Origin of the sequence: Aeromonas sp. S13(2024) (assembly GCF_041402405.1) — a bacterium.
Classification (GTDB): domain Bacteria; phylum Pseudomonadota; class Gammaproteobacteria; order Enterobacterales; family Aeromonadaceae; genus Aeromonas; species Aeromonas veronii.
The window spans coordinates 147,135-165,266 of record NZ_JBGLRA010000001.1; the positions used below are offsets into that span (position 1 = coordinate 147,135).

The following is an 18,132-nucleotide window of genomic DNA, read 5'->3' on the forward strand; positions in this document are numbered from 1 at the left end:
TGGCTAAAACGGTTTAGCTGATAATGCCAGCCAACAGAACAGAGTTCGGGTTTGACCGTGGATCCGATGCAGCAGTGGAGTAGCAAGGTGACGAATCGTGTGTGGGTAATGGGGGATGCGGTGGTGGATTTGATCCCGGAAGGGGCGTTGCACTACCTCAAGTGTCCGGGTGGCGCGCCCGCCAATGTGGCGGTTGGTGTGGCACGGCTGGGTGGCGATGCGGCCTTTATCGGCCGGGTTGGTGCCGATCCGTTCGGCCGCTTTATGGCCGATACCCTGAGCGGGGAGGGGGTGGATATCGGTGAGCTGCGGCTCGATCCAGACCATCGCACCTCTACCGTGTTGGTGGCACTGGATGATGAGGGGGAGCGCAGCTTCACCTTTATGGTGCGCCCCAGTGCCGACCAGTTCCTCACCCCGGATGAGTTGCCCCGCTTCGATGCCGGTCAGTGGCTGCTCACCTGCTCCATCGCGCTCGCCAACGAACCGGTGCGCACCAGCTGCCTGCAGGCCATGGCGGCCATCAAGGCGGCAGGCGGGCGGGTCTGCTTCGACCCCAACCTGCGCCCCGAGGTGTGGGGCAACCCCGCCGAGATGCTGCCGCTGGTGCGTCAGGCCATTGCGCAGGCGGATGTGCTCAAGCTCTCCATTGAGGAGCTGCAACTGCTGAGTGGCGAGGATGAACTGGTGGCCGGGCTTGCAACTCTCTCTGGCCCGGCGCTGGTGCTGGTGACCAGAGGGGCGGCCGGGGTGGTGACTCGCCTTGATGGCGAGTTGCTGGAGTGGGTGGGGCAGAAAGTGACGCCCATCGACACCACGGGGGCGGGGGATGCCTTCGTCGCCGGTCTGCTGGCGGCGCTGGCCGGGCGCTCGTCGCTGCCGACGCTGGCCGAGCTACCCGCCATCCTGGCTCAGGCCCACGGCTGCGGGGCGCTCGCCACCACCGCCAAGGGGGCCATGACGGCGCTGCCGACCCGCTCCGAACTGGATGCCTTTTTGCGATCAGGCGCAAGCGGCTGTTGAGCTGCGGCTAGAAGCCCGGCTCGACAGCCCCTACTCTCATGTGACAAGGACTCGCCAGCGTGGCGAGTCATAAGAGGAAGAATATGAATATCAGTGCGATAGCCAAGGATCTGGTGCCCCTGCTCGGGGGCAAGGAGAATATCGTCAGCGCTGCCCACTGCGCCACCCGGCTGCGGTTGGTGCTGGCCGATGACAGCAAGGTAAACAAGGCCGCCATCGACAAGCTGGAGGGGGTCAAGGGGTGCTTTAGCAACGCGGGCCAAATTCAGGTTATCTTCGGCACCGGTCTGGTCAACAAGGTCTATGCGGAGTTTGTGGCGCTGACCGGTACCGGCACCGCCAGCAAGGCGGAGCTGACCGACATGGCGGCGGCCAAGCTCAACGTGGCCCAGCGGTTGGCGCGAACCCTCTCCAACATCTTCGTGCCGATCATTCCGGCCATCGTCGCCTCGGGCCTGCTGATGGGGCTGCTCGGCATGGTGCGCACCTACGGTTGGGTCAATGCCGACAGCGCCCTGTTTGTGATGCTCGACATGTTCAGCTCGGCGGCCTTTATCATACTGCCGATCCTGATCGGCTTTACGGCAGCACGTGAGTTTGGCGGCAATCCGTACCTCGGGGCGACCCTTGGTGGCATCCTCACCCACCCGGCGCTAACCAACGCCTGGGGCGTGGCCGGTGGCTTCAAGACCATGGATTTCTTCGGGCTCGATGTGGCCATGATCGGCTATCAGGGCACCGTCTTCCCGGTGCTCTTGGCAGTCTGGTTTATGTCCCATCTGGAGAAACAGCTGCGCAAGCGCATTCCGGATGCGCTGGATCTGATCCTCACCCCGTTTTTGACCGTCATCATCACCGGCTTCGTGGCGCTACTCTTTATCGGCCCGGCGGGTCGTGTGCTGGGGGATGGTATCTCGTTCGGTCTGAGCGCCCTCTATGAGCAGGCAGGCTGGCTGGCGGGGCTGGTATTTGGCGGCACCTATTCGCTGATCGTCATCACCGGCATCCACCACAGCTTCCATGCCATCGAGGCGGGGTTGCTGGCCAATCCGCAAATTGGCGTCAACTTCCTGCTGCCCATCTGGGCCATGGCCAACGTGGCACAGGGCGGGGCTTGCCTCGCGGTCTACTTCAAGACTCGTGATGTGAAGATCAAGGCCATTACCGTGCCGGCTGCCATGTCCTGCCTGCTGGGCATCACGGAAGCGGCCATCTTTGGTGTCAACCTGCGCTATATCAAACCCTTCCTTGCCGGTCTGTTTGGCGGGGCCTGCGGCGGCGCCTACGTGGTGGCGGCCAAGGTGGGGATGACGGCGGTGGGGCTGACCGGTATTCCCGGCATGGCCATCGTCCAGCCCATGAGCCTTATTCATTACATCATCGGGTTGGTGATCGCCTTTGGCGCCGCCTTCGCCGCATCCTACCTGCTCAAGTACAAGGTGGAGTGATGAAGGAAAGCGATCTTCTCAACCAGATTGTCCGGTCGCTGCTGGCCGGACAGCTCAAGGCGGCGGCCGATCCCCATCGGCCCCGCTGGCATCTGGCAGCCCCGGTGGGGCTGCTCAACGATCCCAACGGCTTTATCGAGCACGACGGGCGCTACCACCTCTTCTACCAGTGGAACCCGCTTGGCTGCGAGCACCGCAACAAGGGTTGGGGCCATGTCACCTCCACCGATCTGTTGCACTGGCAGCACGAGCCGGTGGCGCTCTTGCCCACCGAAGCCTATGAGATCCACGGCTGCTACTCGGGCTCGGCGGTGAGCGATGAGCAGGGGCGTCTGACCCTCATCTACACCGGCAATGTCAAATACCCGGATGGCAGCCGCACCGCTTATCAGTGTCTGGCCCGCGCCGACAGTGAGGGCGGTTTTGCCAAGCTAGGGCCTGTGCTGGATCTGCCCGCAGGCTACAGCGGCCATGTGCGCGATCCCAAGGTGTGGCACGACGGCAAACAGTGGCTGATGGTGCTGGGCGCGCGCACCCTGGATGACAAGGGGGAAGTGCTGCTCTATCGCGGCGACACCCTGCAAAGCTGGCAGCGGGTGGGCCCCATCGCCGGCAGTGGGCACGGGGGGCTGGGTGAGTTTGGCTATATGTGGGAGTGCCCGGATCTCTTCCCGCTGGGGGAGCGCCATGTGCTGATCAGCTGCCCGCAGGGGATTGCCCCGGCAGGCGAGGACTATCGCAACCTCTACCAGTGCGGCTGGCTGGCGGGCAACTTCGACGGCGAGCGCTTCGAGCACGGGGCTTTCCACGAGCTGGACCGGGGCTTCGAGTTCTATGCACCGCAAACCACCCGAGACAGTCAGGGGCGCCGCTTGCTGATTGGCTGGCTGGGGCTGCCGGAGGAGAACGAGATGAGCCAGCCCACTGTCGCTTACGGCTGGATCCACCAGATGAGCTGCCCGCGGGAGCTGTTCTGGCAGGATGAGTGGCTCTGCCAGCGACCGGTGGCGGAGCTGGCGGCATTGAAGGGAGAGCTGGCCCGCTTCGAGGGGACGCTCGGTGAATTACCGGGGCTGGCCATCGACTCGGCCTGGCTCGATCTGGATCTCTGCGGTGAGGGGAGCCTCTGGTTCGGTGCCGTGGCCGAGCTGGTGTGGCAGCCGGGGCGCATCACCTTGCGGCGCCAGAACTGGCTGAGCGGGGTGTGGGAGACCCGCAGCAGCCCATGGGCTGGCGGGCGGATCACCGTGCTGTGTGATCGCTCCAGTCTGGAGTGTTTCATCGATGAGGGTCGTCACAGCCTGTCGGCGCGCTACTTCCCAGGGGAAAAGCCGCAACTATCATCAGGTAACGGCGATGATGGCTGCAAAATTTGCCTCAATCACTGGCCGCTGTCGGCATGCCTAGTACAATAGCCCGGTTCTAGTCAGCCGGGAGGCCAGGTGGAGAAGAAGAAACGGATCACGATTGCCCAGATCGCCGAACTGGCGGGGGTGTCCAAGGCGACCGCCAGTCTGGTGCTCAACGGGAAGAGTGCGGAGTACCGCATTGCCGACGATACCCGCAAGCGCATTCAGGCGGTGGCGGAGGAGTGTCACTACCTGCCGAGCTTTCATGCCCGCTCCCTGCGCGAGACCCGCAGCTACACCTGGGGGTTGGTGATCCCCGATCTCACCAACTTCGGTTTTGCCCGCATCGCCCGCGCCCTCGAGGCTCACTGCCGGGAGGCGGGCATCCAGTTGCTGATCGCCTGCTCCGAAGATGATCCCGCCCTCGAGCAGCGGGTGGTGGACAACCTTATCAGCCGTCAGGTGGACGGGCTGATTGTTGCCTCCAGCGGCCACAGCGATGACATCTATGCCCGCATCCACAACCGCCTGCCGGTGGTGCAGCTCGACCGCCATATCGGCGAGTCGCGCCTGCCCATGGTGATCTCCGATGCCTGCAAGGCGACCGCCGAGTTGGTGCGGGACATGGCCAGCGAGTGCGGCGAGCAGATCTACTACTTCGGCGGTCTGCTGGATCTCTCCCCCAGCCGTCACCGGCTGGCGGGCTATGAGCTGGGGCTCCATCGCGCCGGTTTTGAAGCCGATGCCGCCCGGGTGCGCCATCGCGACTACCAGCCGAGCTCCGGTTATCAGCTGATGGCCGAGCTGGTGGCCGAGCTGGGAGCGCCCCCCAAGGGGCTCTTTACCGCCTCCTTTACCCTGCTGGAAGGGGTACTGCGCTACCTCAACGAGGCGGGGTTGATGGAGACAGGGATGCGCCTGTGCACCTTCGACGATCACGACCTGCTCGACTGTATTCCCATGCGCATCGACTCGGTGGCGCAGGATTGTCCGGCGCTGGCCCTCGCCGCTTTCGAGCTGATGCAGCAACTGATTGCGGGCAGTCCTCCCGCACAGACTGCCCAGGTGATCACCCCCAGGGTGCGCTGGCGCAGCCGCCGCTAGCCACTCTTCGCCCATCCATATGAAAAAGCCCCGCCATTGCTGGCGGGGCTTTTTGCTGCGGGCGGATGGTTCGTTCCTCTGATCAACGGCTCAATCGGTGGTACTGGTGCGCCAGAACACCTGCTTGATATGGGGGTGGATGCCGAGTTTCACCATCAGGGCATCCAGCTCGTCGCCATCGATGGAGGTGGCGAGCAGCACCGCAGAGATCTCCAGATCCCCCGCGCCAAACGGCTCGATGTCGAGCTCGCTCAGGGGGTAGTTGGCCTGCTCCAGCATCTCCTCGAGCCAGTGCAGCACCTCTTTTTGATGCTCGCGCTGGGTCAGTGCCGTCACCTTGTAGGTCACTTCGGTGTCGGTATTGTCCACCGGGCGACGGTTGATCTGATTGACCAGCGGTCGCAGCAGAGTGTTGGCGGCCAGCACGAACAGGGCACCCAGAATTGCCTCCATGGCCAACCCTGCGCCACAGGCGGCGCCGACCGCAGCTACGCCCCAGAGGGTGGCGGCGGTGTTGATGCCACGGATATTGCCCGACTCGCGCATGATGACGCCAGCGCCGAGAAAGCCGATGCCGGAGACGATATAGGCCACTACATGGACCACGTTGTAGTTGCCGCCGTGCAGGTCATAGATGCGCTGGGCCAGACTGACGAACAGGGCGGCCCCCACGGCGACCAGCACGTTGGTGCGAAGGCCCGCGGTACGTTGGCGGTACTGGCGCTCCAGCCCGACCAGACTGCCTAGCACAAAGGCGAGCAGCAGGCTGGCCAGAGTATCGAGCAGGGAGATCATGTCAATTTGTTGCCACATCTTCATGGCGTACTCCTTCTGATGAGTGCTGGCTTGGCGCAATCCATGATGAAACGCCCTATGGCGGATGGATCAGGTGTGATTGCGCGGATGGCCAGCAGAAAAACAACACAGCGCGCCCGCCTTCGGGCGCTCGGGGTGCGAGCCGAGCATAGGCGCGAACATACGTGCGAGCATGAACGGCGTATCGGCTATCTGATCAGCCGCAGAGCAAGCTGTTGCTCACGACAAGGGGGCCAGCGTGGCTGGCCCCTTTCACTGTGGTTAACGCAGGTGTGCGGTCAGTTGAGTTCGGGATCGCAGTCGATGCGCGGGCGCAGTTGCCAGCGCACCGGATGTGCCACCCCGACCTGATGAACAAACTGCACCAGATAGCGGCGCTGGGGCGGGGTGCACTGCAGGTTGAGCACCAGCTCACGCCCGCTGCCGCGACCCGGCTTCATCGATTGCATCGGTTGCAGCCCGGCCGGTTGCAGGGTGTGGTTCACCATATCCAGCACCTGCTCCATATCGGCGCGATCCTCACAGCGGATCTGCAGCCGGTAGTGGTGCTGACGCTGTTTGCCGCCCAGCCATCGTGGCAGCATGCCACGGCCGAGCCGGCTCAACAGGGGGTGAGCCCGGGTAGCAACAGAACCTGTTGCGACCGCGCGATCCGCAGCCGGTTTGATTGAGATAAAACGCATAGCAGCCTCCTTGTGGGAAGCAGAAACTATGCAGGCATGGCGACCGTGGCGGTTGGCCTCTGGTTGCCAGACGTCAAGTGTAAAAAGGGAGAAGAGGGGAGTGGATTTCCGCTTCTCGCAGGGTTGCGAGCATGCGGCAGAGAAAGACCTGCGGCTAGCTCGCGACCTTGGTACCGACGATGAGGGTCGGTCTACAACTGTCACTTGATGAGTTGCCCACTGATGGTCTCCGCTATTGATAAGAGGCTCGAATGATAGCCGAGGCGGCAGGCAGGGTAAACCCCGCGCTGCCCGCAGCAACATCTTGAAACATAATCGAAAGCCCCGTTTTTGCCGCGCAGGGCCGCCAAAAGCAGACCCGGCGAGGGCCGGGTCTGCGGGGTCATTCGGTCTTGTCGATGCCGAGGTATTTGAGCATCAGTTTCTCGTAGATGGGCTCGGTATCCCCCACCTGCATCTTGTGCAGGAAGTACTTCTCAAAGGCGATCTTGGCCAGATGGACCCACTTTCCTTTCTTGAACCAGGCGACGTTGCGCGGCGGGATCTGCGGCATGGCGACGAAGGCGGCACCTGTGTCCCCCATGTCTGCCAGACAGATGGCATTCCACACTGCCTTGGTCACCGGCGGCTGGCCGCTGAGCTCCGCCTTGATGTTGTGGCTCAGGGTGCGCACCATCGCCTCAATCATATAGCCGGTCTTGGGCACCCCGGTTGGTACCGGCGTCTTGTGCGGCGGTGCAATGGCGATGCAGACCCCGGCGGCGTAAATCTGCGGGAAGGCGGGGTTGCGCTGGTGCTCGTCGACGATGACAAAACCGCGGGGATTGACCAGCCCCTCGATGCCCCGCAGCGGCGCAATGCCGACAAAGGCGGGCAGCATCATGGCGTGTTTGTAGGGCAGGGTGTGGGTGCGCTTGAGGTTGCCCTCATCGTCCAGCTCCTCCACCGTCATCTGGCCATCTTGCGCCGCCACGGTGCGGGCATTGCAGATCCACTGCACGTCGCGCATCCGCAATTCGCTCTCCAGCATCCCCTTGGAGTCGCCCACGCCGTTGAGACCCAGATGGCCGATGTAGGGCTCGCTGGTGACAAAGGTCATGGGCACATTTTTTCTCACCTTCTTGTCACGCAGGTGGCGATCGAGGATGAACGCATACTCGTAGGCGGGGCCGAAGCAGGAGGCGCCCGGCATGGCGCCGACAATCACAGGGCCGGGCTCATCGACCAGTGCGCTGACGCTGTGACGGCACTCTTCGGCGTGGGAGAGGGTACAGACGCTGGTGGTGCCACCGGATTCGGGGCCAGCCCCTGCCACCTCGTCAAAGGCGAGGGCCGGGCCGGTGCAGATCGCCAGAAAGTCGTAACGCAGGGTCTGGCCATCGGAGAGGGTGAGCTGCTGCGCCGCCGGTTGCAGCTCGGTCAGAGCGGCATGGATAAAGCGGATCCCCTTCTTCTTCACATGGGGTTCGATGGGGATCGAGGTCTCCTTACGCTCCCGCCACTGGACGGCAATCCAGGGGTTGGAGGGGGTGAATTCAAAGTCCGGCTTGTCATTGATGAGGATCACCTCATGCTGCTTGCCCAGTTCGGCCTTGAGTTCGTAGGCGGCAGACATGCCCCCGAGACCCGCGCCGATGACGATTACCGTTGCCATGTTCAGCCTCCTGCGTTTATTACACGCTCATGTGAGCCGGGTCATCCGACCCTGTTATTTAAATCCCATCCGTTTGAGGATCATCGCTGCCGGGCAGAAACCGGTGAATGCGCTCTGGATCAGGTTGACCCCGACAAAGGCACTCAACCAGACAAAGCCAGGATGAACCCAGGTGGTAAGGATCAGCGAGAGCAGCAACATGCAACCCGCGACGATTCTGACTCCGTTATCTACTGTCATGGTCTTTCTCCTTATCTACTTTAGATATTGCTAATTTAGTGTTGTTTTATACAATAGAACAAATATCAGCAATTGCTAATTTACTCTTATGAGCCAATTCGACGAGATGAACAGACATGCGACAGCCGCCGCCTCCCTGCTCAAGGCGTTGGCTCATCCCGAACGCCTGATGGTGCTCTGCCAGCTGGTGGAGGGGGAGAAGGGGGTCGGGGAGCTGCTGGCCCATAGCCAACTCGGGCAGTCGGCGTTTTCCCAGCAGTTGTCAGTGCTCAAGCGCTACGGCCTGATCCGTTCGCGCAAGGTCTCCCAGCAGATCTACTACTCGCTGGTGAGCGAGGCGGCCGCCGATGTGCTGGGAGCGCTGCAAACCCATTTTTGTCACTCAGAAAATAAGGAATCTTGATGATGGAAAGCCAATGGCTGCTCTCTTTGGGCGGTGGCATGCTGGCGGGGCTGTCGGCCCTGATCCTGATGTTGTTCAACGGCCGGGTGGCCGGGATCAGCGGCATTCTGGCCGGTGCGCTGCAACACCGTGCACCCTGGCGGGTGCTGTTTCTGCTGGGGCTCGGGGCGGGCGCCTGGTTGGCGCTGACCCTGGGTTGGGCCACCATGCCCGCATTCACCACCTTGCCCGGCTGGCCCGTTGTGCTGCTGGCCGGTCTGCTGGTCGGGGTCGGTACCCGTCTTGGCAATGGCTGCACCAGCGGCCACGGCATCTGTGGCATGGGGCGGCTCTCCCTGCGCTCCATCGTCGCCACTCTGACCTTTATGGCGGCTGGCTTTATCACCGTCTTCGTCACTCATCATCTGCTGTAAGGGGCTGATCGCCATGAAGTTGCTGACAAGTTTGTTTGCGGGTGTGTTGTTCGGACTGGGGATGGCCATCTCCGGCATGATGGATCCTGCTCGGGTCACCGGTTTTCTCGATCTGGCCGGGGCCTGGGATCCCAGCCTCGCCTTTGTGATGGGAGGGGCTCTGCTGGTCTTTATGCCGGGTTATTTTCTGCTGGTGAAACCCCGTCGCCAGAGTGTGCTGGGGGAGCCCATCGCCGCCGTACCGGCCCCCAGGCTGGAGCGCAGGCTGATCGGCGGGGCCGCGCTGTTTGGCATCGGCTGGGGGCTGGTGGGCATCTGCCCGGGGCCTGCTCTGAGTCTCATTTCCAGCGGGCAGCCCATGATAATGTTGTTTATAGCGGCCATGGTGGCCGGGATCTTGCTGTTTGACAAAGGACTGGCCAGGGTTCTGACCAAGGCGCCAGCTCGGGGAGTGGATAAGGTGCGCCAGTCCCATACCACCTGATCCCGTGAAGTGACAGATTACGCCAGGGAAGGAGAGTAATGATGGAAAAGATCCGGTTGCTGGGGATCACCTTATTGATGATGACATCGCAGGCCATGACATCCCCCCGGGCCTTTGCCGCAGACGGGGTGCAAGAGCCCCTGTTGACAGTGGCGCCACAGCCGGTGACCGACTGGCTGACGCTGGATGGCACCGTCAGTGCCATCAATCAGGGAACGGTGGCGGCCCAGACCAGTGGTCGGGTCTCCCGCATGCTGGTGGATGTGAACGATCAGGTGCAAGCGGGGCAACCGCTGCTGGAGATCAGCGGCAAGGAGCAGTTTGCCGCCGTCACGGGGGCCGAGGCGCGGCTGGCGCGGGCGCAGGCCCAGCAGGTAGAGGCAGAGCGGCAGCTTGCCCGCTTTCAGGCGCTGATTGCCAAGGGGGTGATCACCCGCGCCCAGCTCGACAATGCCCAGGCGACTGATCGCGCCGCCCGCGCTGAGGTCAATGCGGCCGATGCGGCCCTCACTCAGGCCCGCGAGGCTTACGGTTATACCCGTATTCTGGCCCCTTACGCCGGGGTGGTGACCAAACGGCTGGTGGAGCTGGGGGAGACTGTCGCCCCCGGTACCCCACTGCTCTCCGGCTTCTCTCTCGACACCTTGCGGGTGGAGGTCGAGTTGCCCCAATCCGCCCTGACGCTGGCTCGTGAGCCTGCGGATGTGCAGGTGCTGCTGCCGGATGGCAAGTCTGTTACCCCGGTCAAATTGACCCGCTTCAACTATGCCGACAGCCAGAGCCACGCCTTCAGGTTGCGCCTCGACTTGCCGCCGCAAACCGCCGGGGTATTGCCCGGCATGTGGCTCAAGGTGCAGCTCAAACAGGGTGAGCGTCAGGTGTTGCAGGTGCCGGATCGCGCCCTGCTGCGGCAAGGGGAGTTCAACGGCGTCTATCTGCAGCAACCCGCTGGCTGGGCCCTGACGCCGGTGCGGGTCGGCCATTGCTTTGAAGGGCAGTGCGAGATCCTGGCCGGGCTGCAAGCCGGTGACAAGCTGGCCCCCGATGCCTGGGCGCAGCAGCAGGAGGTGGCCCATGAGTAGCGAGCTGAACGGCAACAAGGAGAGGCTGGGGCCTGCTGGTCGGCTGGCTGCGCTGTTTCAGGGCTCGGCCATCACCCCGCTGCTGGCGCTGGTGGGGCTGTTGCTCGGTCTGTTTGCAGTGCTGGTGACCCCCAAGGAGGAGGAGCCGCAGATCGATGTCACCTTCGCCGATGTCTACATTCCCTTCCCGGGAGCCAGCCCGGCTGAAGTGGCCTCTCTCGTCACCACCCCTGCCGAGCAGGTGGTCTCCCAGATAAAGGGGATTGATACTCTCTACTCTTTTTCCCAACCCGATGGCGCCCTGCTGGTGGTGGTGTTCAAGGTAGGGGTGAGCCGTGAGCAGGCCATTGTCGATCTCAACAACCAGCTCGACTCCAACCGCGACTGGTTGCCACAGGGGATCGGGGTCGGTCAGCCGCTGGTAAAACCCCGGGGGATCGATGATGTCCCCATCGTCAGTCTGACCTTATGGAGCAAAGAGGGGAGCAAGCAACTGGGGGCACCCGAGCTGACCCGGGTCGCCCATGAGCTGGAGACCGAACTCAAGCGCATTCCCGGTACCCGCGATATTTACACGCTGGGCAGCCAGAGTGCCGTGTTGCGGGTGATGCCGGATCCGGCGGCCCTCAGCGCCCACGGCATCAGCTGGGGCGAGCTGAGCCAACGACTGGCGGCCGCCAATCAGGTGGGCCCGACACAGGCCATCGAGCAGGACAACAGTGAGATCAAGGTGCAGGTGGGGCAGTTCCTGCAAAGTGAGCAGGAGGCTAGAGAACTGGTGGTGGGGCTGCACGACGGCAAGCCGGTCTATCTGGGGGATGTGGCCAGGGTCTCTCTGGGTCAGGAGACTCCGACCAAGCGCAGCTGGATGGGGCAGGGGCAGGCCAGTTATCCGGCGGTGACCCTGGCCATCGGCAAGCAGCCGGGCCAGAACGCGGTCGATGTGGCCAAGCGGGTGGAGGCGCGGGTCGAGAGTCTCAAAAATCGGCTTATCCCTGCCGGCGTCGAGGTGACGGTGACCCGGGACTACGGCGTCACCGCCGAGACCAAATCCAACACCCTGATCGGCAAGCTGATTTTTGCCACCACGGCGGTGGTGCTGCTGGTACTGGTGAGCATGGGTTGGCGCGAGGCGCTGGTAGTTGGCGTTGCCATCGTCATCACCCTGGCGCTGACTCTCTTCGCCAGCTGGGCCTGGGGCTTTACCCTCAACCGGGTGTCGCTGTTTGCGCTGATCTTCTCCATCGGCATTCTGGTGGATGACGCCATAGTCGTGGTGGAGAACATCCACCGCCATCGCGGTTTGGGCAAGGGGGCGCTCAAGGATCTGATACCGGGGGCGGTGGACGAGGTGGGGGGGCCGACCATACTGGCGACCCTGACCGTCATCGCGGCCCTGCTGCCGATGGCCTTTGTCAGCGGGCTGATGGGCCCTTACATGAGCCCCATTCCCATCAATGCCAGCATGGGGATGCTTATCTCCCTGCTGGTGGCCTTTATCTTCTCCCCCTGGCTGGCGAGCCATTTGCTCAAGGGTGAGGTGCACGGTGCCCACGGCGAGGCCAAGGCGGGTCTCTTTCACCGGCTGATGAGCCCTTTCCTGATTGGTGATGGCGCCAAGCGTGCCAGACGCAAGCTCTGGCTGGCGGTGTTGCTGCTGGTCGGGGCCGCCACCGCCATGCCGGTGGTGCAGTGGGTGGTGCTCAAGATGCTCCCCTTTGACAACAAGTCGGAGTTCCAGCTGGTGCTCGATATGCCGGAGGGGGCGACCTTGGAGCAGACCGAGCGCACCCTGCTGGCGGTCGGGCGGGAGCTTGCCAAGGTGGAGGAGGTGAAGGATTACCAGATCTACGCCGGCACAGCCGCCCCCATCAATTTCAACGGCCTGGTTCGTCACTACTTTATCCGCAGCGGCGCCAACGTGGGGGATATTCAGGTCAATCTGGTGGACAAGCATGAGCGGGATCGCAGCAGCCACCAGATTGCCCAGTCGGTTCGGGAGCCGCTGCAGGCCATCGCCAGTGCGGCAGGGGGCAACCTCAAGGTGGTAGAGGTGCCGCCCGGCCCGCCGGTCTGGTCCCCCATCGTTGCCGAGATCTATGGCCCGACTCAGGCCGCCCGCGAAGCGGCCGCGCGCGCCGTACAGGCCCGTTTTGTGGCCACGGCGGATCTGGTGGATGTGGATATCTATCTGACCGACCCGCAGCCCAAGTGGCGGCTGGTGGTGGATCGCAGCAAGGCGGCCCTGCTCGGGGTCGATCTCGGGGATCTGGTGAACACCCTCAATGGCGGGGTGGGTTATCAGGATGCCAGCTGGCTGCAGGGGCACGGCGCCAAGTATCCGGTGCCGATCCGCATCGAACTGGCACCCGGTGACAAACGGGAGCTGGCGGGCGTACTGGCCCTCAAGGTGCGCAGCCAGAGCGGCCAGCTGGTGCGGGTCTCCGAGCTGGTGAGTCGCCGTGATGAGGTGGCCCCCAGCTATATCATGCACAAGAACATGCAGCCCATGGTGATGGTGGTGGCCGACATGGGTGGCCACACCGACAGCCCGCTCTACGGCATGTTTGCCGCCGGTGCCGATATCGATCTGCCCCAGTATTACGTGCAGCAGCCCGACAAGCTGGGGGAGGTGGCGCTGTTGTGGGACGGGGAGTGGAAGATCACCTACGAGACCTTCCGCGACATGGGTATCGCCTACGGGGTGGGGATGATCCTCATCTATCTGCTGGTGGTGGCCCAGTTCCGCTCCTATCTGGTGCCACTCATCATCATGGCTCCCATTCCGCTCACCATCATAGGGGTGATGCCGGGCCACGCCCTGCTGGGGGCCCAGTTTACCGCCACCTCGATGATAGGGATGATCGCCTTGGCCGGGATCATCGTACGCAACAGCATCCTGCTGGTGGACTTTATCGAGCAGCAGCGCAGCGCCGGAGTGGCGTTCGAGCAGGCGGTGATCGAAGCGGCGCAGGTGCGGGCCAAACCCATCATGCTGACGGCGTTGGCGGCGATGATCGGAGCCCTGTTTATCCTCGATGATCCCATCTTCAACGGACTGGCCATCAGCCTGATTTTCGGGATCCTGGTCTCCACTTTGCTCACCCTGGTGGTGATACCCTTGCTCTATTATGCCCTGCTCTCCCGACGCTCATGACGGGAGTCACTAGCGAAAGGATGCGCGATGAAGAGAGGTTGGTTGTGGTGGGGAAGTGGCGCTGTGGTAGCGGCTGCTGCTCTGGCATGGTGGTGGCGACCGCAGCCGACGCCGATCAGGCTGGCTGAGGTCGGGCGGGGGGATGTGCTGGTCACCGTGGTCAACACCCGGGCCGGCACCATCAAGTCGTGTCAGCGGGCCGGACTCAGTCTGCCCGGTGGCGGTGTGGTGGAGCAGATCGCCGTCAAGGCCGGGGAGCGGGTAGCCCGGGGAGATCTGCTGCTGACCCTCTGGAGTGACGATATTCACGCCGATCTCGCCCGTGCCCGCGCCCAGCAGGCCCTTGGCAAGACCCAGCGTGAGGAGCGTTGCAGCGAGGCGGCCTACTACGAGCGGGAGGCCAACCGGCTGGCCACCTTGCTGGCCAAAAACCTCACCTCCCGCACCCTTGCCGAGCAGGCCCAGAATCTGGCCGATACCCGCCGCTATGTCTGCCAGGCATCCCGTCAGCAGGAGCGGGTTGACGAGGCGCAGGTCGCCCAGGTGGAGGCCCGCCTGAGCGAGCGTCGCCTGCTGGCGCCGTTTGCCGGTGTGGTGGCGGAGGTCAACAGCAAGCTGGGCGAATACATGACTCCCTCACCGCCCGGAGTGGCCATGCCTCCGGTTATCGATCTTATCGACGATCGCTGTCTCTATGTCTCAGCCCCCATCGATGAGGTGGATGCTGCCCGCCTCAAGGTGGGCCAGTCTGCCCGGGTGCTGCTCGACGCCATGCCCGGGCGCGATTTTGCCGCCACCGTCACCCGCATCGCCCCCTATGTGAAGGAGCTGGAGAAGCAGGCCCGCACCGTCGAGGTGGAGGCTGCGCTCACTGCCCTGCCCACCGATGTCCCCCTGCTTATCGGCTACAGTGCTGACCTCGAAGTCGAAGTGACCCGCGCTACCGATGTGCTGCGGGTAGCGGCCAGCAGCCGGGCCGACGATGGCAGTGTGCTGCGGCTGGAAGGGGATAAGCTGGTGCGGGTGGTGCCCCGCTGGGGCGTGGAGAACTGGAATTGGATTGAGGTGGCCGAGGGGCTCGCCGCCGGTGATCGGCTGGCAGCCCAGCCCGGACAGATTGTCGGGGAGGGCCCTTTCAGCGCCGCCACGGAGCAGACGGATGAGTGATCTCATTCGCCTTGATGCCGTCAGCCGTCGTTTCACTCTGGGGGGGAGCGAAGTGGCCGCCCTCGACCGCGTTTCCCTGCGGGTTGCCGAGGGGGAGTATCTGGCGGTGATGGGCCCCTCGGGATCCGGCAAATCGACCCTGCTCAATGTGCTGGGGCTGCTGGATCGGCCAGACGAGGGGCGCTACTGGCTGGGGGGCGAGGACACCGCCACCCTGTCAGAACCTGCGCTGGCCCAGCTGCGCGGCCATCGCATCGGCTTCGTGTTCCAGTCGTTTCACCTCATCTCCCGCCTCACCGCCCGTGAAAACGTCGAGCTGCCGCTGATGCTGTGCGGGATCGCCCCCGCCGAGCGCCATCGTCGCAGCCAACGACTGCTGGGGGATCTGGGGCTGGAGAACCGGGCCGGACACCGCCCTGCCGAGCTCTCCGGCGGTCAGCGTCAGCGGGTAGCCATCGCCCGGGCCATGGCGATGGCGCCGCGGCTGATCCTGGCCGACGAGCCCACCGGCAATCTCGACTCCCGCTCCGGGGAGGAGGTGATTACCCTGCTGGAGGGGCTCAACCGGGAGCAGGGGATCACGCTGGTGGTGGTGACCCACGATCCGCGCCTCGGTGAGCGGGCGGGCAGGCGGATCCTGATGAACGATGGCCGCATCAACATTGATAGCGGGGGTGGCTGAATGCGGCGCCCCGATGTGATCCGCTTTGCCGCCGTGGCCCTGCTGCGTCAGCGTTCACGGGCGCTGGTCTTGATCCTGGCGGTGAGTCTGAGCGTCACCTCTGTGCTGCTGCTCACCGCGCTGGGGGAGGGGGCGAGGCGCTATGTGGCCGACCAGTTCAGCTCCCTTGGCAAGGATCTGCTGGTGATGTTCCCGGGCCGCAAGGAGACCACCGGTGGGCTGCCGCCGGTCACCGGCAACAGTCTGCGGCAGATCACTCTCGATGACATGCACTACCTTGGCCAGCACCAGCCAAACGTGCGGCTGGTGCCGCTGGTGATGGGCTTTGCCGAGGCCAAACAGGGGGCGCGGCTGCGCCAGACCATGCTGCTTGGCAGCAGCAACGGGCTGCGCCATACCCACGGGCTGGAGCTGCTCTCCGGCCGCTGGCTGCCGGGGGATGCCGCAGAGGATCGCCCGGCCGTTCTGCTCGGGGCCAAGGTGGCCCGTGAGCTGTTCGGTCAGGCCGATCCGGTCGGACAGTGGCTGCGTTTTGACAATCGCCGCTTTCGGGTGGTGGGGGTCTTCACCAGCCAGAGCAGCAATCTGGGGATGGATATGGCCGAGGCCGCGCTGATCCCGGTCGGTAGCGCCATGCGGCTGTTCAACACCGAGGGGCTGTTTCGGCTGCTGATCCAGCCGCTGGCGGGGCAAGCGGTGCCCCCGCTGGTCAAGCGACTGGAGCAGCTGATGCAAGCGCGTCACGGGGGGCTCGATGTGACCGTGGTGCGCCGCGACGCCATGCTGGCCACCTTCTCCACCATTCTCTCGACCCTCACCCTGGCGGTTGCTGGCATCGGCGCCATCAGCCTGCTGGTCTCCGGCATCATGATGATGAATCTGGCGCTGATCAGCACCCGCCAGCGCACTGGCGAGATCGGCCTGCTCAAGGCGCTGGGGGCCGATAGTCGCCAGATCCGCCAGCTGTTTTTGTGGGAGGCGCTGCTGCTGAGCGGCAGTGGCGCGCTGTTTGGCACGGTCTTGGGCTATGCCCTGGTTGGCCTCGCTGGAGTGATTTGGCCCGGATTTCCGGCGGCGGTCCCCTTGCTCGCTACTTTCTGCACCATACCGGCGGCCCTGCTGACCGGGCTGTTTTTTAGCTGGCTGCCCGCCTCCCGGGCCGCAAGGCAAGATCCGGTCAGCAGCCTGCGCAGCGGGCAGTGGAGCGGTGGCTGATGCGCGCCGCCGATCTGTTGTTCTGGCTCTGGCGTGCCTTGCTGGCGGGGCGCAGTCGCAGTCTGTTGTCGGCGCTGGGCATTGCCATCGGGATCGCCTCGGTGACCCTGCTCACCGGCATCGGCGAGGGGCTCAGGCTCTATCTGCTCGACAGCTTCTCCCAATTTGGCACCCGGCTGATCGCCGTGACCCCGGGCAAGACAGAGACCGCCGGCGGCCCGCCCGGCATCCTCTCCAGCAGCCGTCCCCTGCTGCTGGAGGATGCCGATGCCCTCGCCAGATTGGCCGGGGTAGAGGCTGCGCTCCCTGTAGTGCAGGGGCAGGGGGAGGTGCGTAGCCGCGGATTGACTCGCAGCACCGCCATTTTGGGCACCGGCCCGGCGGCGCTCTCCGGCTGGCGACTCACCCTGGTGCAGGGGCGTTTTCTGCCTGCGGATGACAGTGCCATGCCCCGCGCCTATGCGGTGCTGGGTGCCAAGGTGGCAGCAGAGCTGTTCCCCGGTGGTGATGCACCGGGGAACCTGCTGCGCGCCGGTGATCGCCGTTTTCGGGTGGCTGGGGTGCTGGCCCCCAAGGGGCAATTTCTTGGCTTTGATCTGGATGACATGATCTATCTGCCCGCCGCTCACGCCCAGGCGCTGTTCAACAAGGAGGGGCTGCAGGAGATCGACGTCATCTATCGCGCCGGACAGACGGAGGCCGATATCACTGCCCAGATCCGGCGGGTGCTGATCGCCCGCCACGGCGCCGAGGATTTCACCCTCACCTCCCAGCAGGACATGCTGACCAGCCTCGACAAGATACTCTCCATCATCAAGCTGGCGGTTGGCGGGCTCGGCATTATCTCGCTGCTGATCGGGGCGGTCGGCATCTTCAGCATCATGAGCATCGCCCAGCAGGAGCGGATCCCTGAAGTGGGCTTGCTGATGGCGCTGGGCTGTCCGCGGCGGCGTATTTTATTGCTGTTCCTGCTCGAAGCCGTGGTGCTGGCGCTGCTGGGCGGAGCCATGGGACTGACCCTGCTCGGCGGGCTCAAGCTGCTGCTCACCCTGCTGGCGGCCGGCTTGCCGCTCACCCTCCATCCTCTCTATCTGCTGCTGGCGCTCGGTTGCAGCGCCCTGGTTGGCCTATTGGCCGGGGTCGCTCCTGCGCTGCGGGCTGTGCGTCTCGACCCCGTGGTGGCCCTGCGCGGTGACTAGGTCGCTCCTTTCG

At 64.1% G+C, this 18,132-nt stretch carries 17 protein-coding genes; 13 read left to right on the top strand and 4 right to left on the bottom strand.

The genetic code is table 11. From position 1 onward, the window contains the following. The first annotated feature begins 66 nt into the window (after positions 1–66). The 4 genes from ACB042_RS00695 to ACB042_RS00710 all read left to right on the top strand — a co-directional run bounded on the left by ACB042_RS00695 (position 67) and on the right by ACB042_RS00710 (position 4,924). Positions 67–1,023 (top strand): aminoimidazole riboside kinase, encoded by a 957-nt coding sequence (locus ACB042_RS00695; RefSeq protein ID WP_335849294.1) that lies wholly within the window; start codon positions 67–69, stop codon positions 1,021–1,023. Positions 1,024–1,106: 83 nt separating this feature from the next. Further along, positions 1,107–2,471, top strand: a complete 1,365-nt coding sequence (locus tag ACB042_RS00700; protein WP_042657031.1) for a sucrose-specific PTS transporter subunit IIBC — start codon at positions 1,107–1,109, stop codon at positions 2,469–2,471. Then, positions 2,471–3,886 (top strand): glycoside hydrolase family 32 protein, encoded by a 1,416-nt coding sequence (locus tag ACB042_RS00705; RefSeq protein WP_371177573.1) that lies wholly within the window; start codon positions 2,471–2,473, stop codon positions 3,884–3,886. Before ACB042_RS00700 ends, ACB042_RS00705 begins: the two co-directional genes overlap by 1 nt. Before the next feature lie 27 nt (positions 3,887–3,913). Then, the gene (locus ACB042_RS00710) at positions 3,914–4,924 is read left to right on the top strand and encodes a substrate-binding domain-containing protein (RefSeq protein WP_371177574.1); all 1,011 of its coding nucleotides are present in this window, start codon (positions 3,914–3,916) and stop codon (positions 4,922–4,924) included. Between the two features lie 90 nt (positions 4,925–5,014). Here ACB042_RS00710 and ACB042_RS00715 read toward each other — a convergent pair whose 3' ends face one another. The 4 genes from ACB042_RS00715 to ACB042_RS00730 all read right to left on the bottom strand — a co-directional run bounded on the left by ACB042_RS00715 (position 5,015) and on the right by ACB042_RS00730 (position 8,317). Further along, positions 5,015–5,743 (bottom strand): MgtC/SapB family protein, encoded by a 729-nt coding sequence (locus ACB042_RS00715; RefSeq protein ID WP_123173429.1) that lies wholly within the window; start codon positions 5,741–5,743, stop codon positions 5,015–5,017. 275 nt (positions 5,744–6,018) lie between these two features. Further along, entirely contained in the window at positions 6,019–6,423 is a 405-nt protein-coding gene (locus ACB042_RS00720; protein WP_371177575.1) for a hypothetical protein, read from the bottom strand. 382 nt (positions 6,424–6,805) lie between these two features. Then, positions 6,806–8,077, bottom strand: a complete 1,272-nt coding sequence (locus ACB042_RS00725) for an NAD(P)/FAD-dependent oxidoreductase (protein ID WP_206900136.1) — start codon at positions 8,075–8,077, stop codon at positions 6,806–6,808. A gap of 54 nt (positions 8,078–8,131) precedes the next feature. Continuing rightward, positions 8,132–8,317, bottom strand: a complete 186-nt coding sequence (locus ACB042_RS00730) for a DUF2892 domain-containing protein (protein ID WP_005338011.1) — start codon at positions 8,315–8,317, stop codon at positions 8,132–8,134. A gap of 88 nt (positions 8,318–8,405) precedes the next feature. Between ACB042_RS00730 and ACB042_RS00735 the strand changes: the two genes are divergently transcribed. The 9 genes from ACB042_RS00735 to ACB042_RS00775 are packed head-to-tail and all read left to right on the top strand — an operon-like array spanning position 8,406 to position 18,119. Next, the gene (locus ACB042_RS00735; protein ID WP_005338008.1) at positions 8,406–8,720 is read left to right on the top strand and encodes a helix-turn-helix transcriptional regulator; all 315 of its coding nucleotides are present in this window, start codon (positions 8,406–8,408) and stop codon (positions 8,718–8,720) included. Further along, positions 8,720–9,133 (top strand): YeeE/YedE family protein, encoded by a 414-nt coding sequence (locus ACB042_RS00740; RefSeq protein ID WP_069554757.1) that lies wholly within the window; start codon positions 8,720–8,722, stop codon positions 9,131–9,133. Before ACB042_RS00735 ends, ACB042_RS00740 begins: the two co-directional genes overlap by 1 nt. A gap of 13 nt (positions 9,134–9,146) precedes the next feature. Beyond that, a complete protein-coding gene (locus ACB042_RS00745) occupies positions 9,147–9,617 on the top strand; it encodes a YeeE/YedE family protein (RefSeq protein ID WP_279491147.1) in 471 nt (156 codons plus the stop codon). A 41-nt stretch (positions 9,618–9,658) separates the two neighbouring features. Continuing rightward, positions 9,659–10,699: an efflux RND transporter periplasmic adaptor subunit gene (locus tag ACB042_RS00750; protein WP_371177819.1), complete on the top strand. Its 1,041-nt coding sequence runs from the start codon at positions 9,659–9,661 to the stop codon at positions 10,697–10,699. Continuing rightward, positions 10,692–13,856, top strand: coding sequence for an efflux RND transporter permease subunit (locus tag ACB042_RS00755; RefSeq protein ID WP_371177576.1), 3,165 nt, complete (start codon positions 10,692–10,694; stop codon positions 13,854–13,856). Before ACB042_RS00750 ends, ACB042_RS00755 begins: the two co-directional genes overlap by 8 nt. A gap of 27 nt (positions 13,857–13,883) precedes the next feature. Continuing rightward, complete coding sequence (locus ACB042_RS00760) at positions 13,884–15,023, top strand: efflux RND transporter periplasmic adaptor subunit (RefSeq protein WP_371177577.1); 1,140 nt, start codon at positions 13,884–13,886, stop codon at positions 15,021–15,023. Beyond that, positions 15,016–15,705, top strand: a complete 690-nt coding sequence (locus ACB042_RS00765) for an ABC transporter ATP-binding protein (RefSeq protein WP_236370074.1) — start codon at positions 15,016–15,018, stop codon at positions 15,703–15,705. The genes ACB042_RS00760 and ACB042_RS00765 overlap by 8 nt, the downstream gene beginning before the upstream one ends. After that, positions 15,706–16,920 (top strand): ABC transporter permease, encoded by a 1,215-nt coding sequence (locus ACB042_RS00770; protein ID WP_371177578.1) that lies wholly within the window; start codon positions 15,706–15,708, stop codon positions 16,918–16,920. Then, complete coding sequence (locus ACB042_RS00775; RefSeq protein ID WP_064341472.1) at positions 16,920–18,119, top strand: ABC transporter permease; 1,200 nt, start codon at positions 16,920–16,922, stop codon at positions 18,117–18,119. Before ACB042_RS00770 ends, ACB042_RS00775 begins: the two co-directional genes overlap by 1 nt. The last annotated feature ends 13 nt before the right edge of the window (positions 18,120–18,132 follow it).

Excerpts from the sequence above, each read along its gene's own strand:
- ACB042_RS00695 (WP_335849294.1), top strand. The coding sequence starts at position 67 with ATGCAGCAGTGGAGTAGCAAGGTGACGAATCGTGTGTGGGTAATGGGG.
- ACB042_RS00700 (WP_042657031.1), top strand. The coding sequence starts at position 1,107 with ATGAATATCAGTGCGATAGCCAAGGATCTGGTGCCCCTGCTCGGGGGC.
- ACB042_RS00705 (WP_371177573.1), top strand. The coding sequence starts at position 2,471 with ATGAAGGAAAGCGATCTTCTCAACCAGATTGTCCGGTCGCTGCTGGCC.
- ACB042_RS00715 (WP_123173429.1), bottom strand. The coding sequence starts at position 5,743 with ATGAAGATGTGGCAACAAATTGACATGATCTCCCTGCTCGATACTCTG.
- ACB042_RS00720 (WP_371177575.1), bottom strand. The coding sequence starts at position 6,423 with ATGCGTTTTATCTCAATCAAACCGGCTGCGGATCGCGCGGTCGCAACA.
- ACB042_RS00725 (WP_206900136.1), bottom strand. The coding sequence starts at position 8,077 with ATGGCAACGGTAATCGTCATCGGCGCGGGTCTCGGGGGCATGTCTGCC.
- ACB042_RS00730 (WP_005338011.1), bottom strand. The coding sequence starts at position 8,317 with ATGACAGTAGATAACGGAGTCAGAATCGTCGCGGGTTGCATGTTGCTG.
- ACB042_RS00735 (WP_005338008.1), top strand. The coding sequence starts at position 8,406 with ATGAGCCAATTCGACGAGATGAACAGACATGCGACAGCCGCCGCCTCC.
- ACB042_RS00740 (WP_069554757.1), top strand. The coding sequence starts at position 8,720 with ATGATGGAAAGCCAATGGCTGCTCTCTTTGGGCGGTGGCATGCTGGCG.
- ACB042_RS00745 (WP_279491147.1), top strand. The coding sequence starts at position 9,147 with ATGAAGTTGCTGACAAGTTTGTTTGCGGGTGTGTTGTTCGGACTGGGG.
- ACB042_RS00750 (WP_371177819.1), top strand. The coding sequence starts at position 9,659 with ATGGAAAAGATCCGGTTGCTGGGGATCACCTTATTGATGATGACATCG.
- ACB042_RS00755 (WP_371177576.1), top strand. The coding sequence starts at position 10,692 with ATGAGTAGCGAGCTGAACGGCAACAAGGAGAGGCTGGGGCCTGCTGGT.
- ACB042_RS00760 (WP_371177577.1), top strand. The coding sequence starts at position 13,884 with ATGAAGAGAGGTTGGTTGTGGTGGGGAAGTGGCGCTGTGGTAGCGGCT.
- ACB042_RS00765 (WP_236370074.1), top strand. The coding sequence starts at position 15,016 with ATGAGTGATCTCATTCGCCTTGATGCCGTCAGCCGTCGTTTCACTCTG.
- ACB042_RS00770 (WP_371177578.1), top strand. The coding sequence starts at position 15,706 with ATGCGGCGCCCCGATGTGATCCGCTTTGCCGCCGTGGCCCTGCTGCGT.
- ACB042_RS00775 (WP_064341472.1), top strand. The coding sequence starts at position 16,920 with ATGCGCGCCGCCGATCTGTTGTTCTGGCTCTGGCGTGCCTTGCTGGCG.